Here is a 237-nt window from a genome sequence, read left to right on the forward strand (position 1 = left end):
GTCTGCCACGGCGAATATTCGTTTCATTTTTCATGGACCAAAGTATAATAGGTAATATGAAACGTCTACAAGCCTTTAAATTCCAGTTAAGACCCAATGGTCAGCAAGAGCGTGAGATGAGACGCTTTGCAGGGGCTTGTCGTTTTGTTTTCAATCGGGCATTAGCACGTCAGAATGAAAATCACGAAGCAGGGAATAAATACATTCCCTATACAAAAATGGCTTCATGGCTCATTG

At 41.4% G+C, this 237-nt stretch carries 1 protein-coding gene; it reads left to right on the plus strand.

The features are described 5' to 3' along the window. Positions 1 to 56 precede the first annotated feature (56 nt). Positions 57 to 237, plus strand: a 181-nt coding sequence (locus HMPREF2886_RS32570) for a helix-turn-helix domain-containing protein (protein WP_083318498.1), incomplete at its 3' end; no start/stop codon positions are given.

The sequence above is a fragment of the Pseudomonas sp. HMSC066A08 genome (genome assembly GCF_001813025.1).
Classification (GTDB): domain Bacteria; phylum Pseudomonadota; class Gammaproteobacteria; order Pseudomonadales; family Pseudomonadaceae; genus Pseudomonas; species Pseudomonas aeruginosa.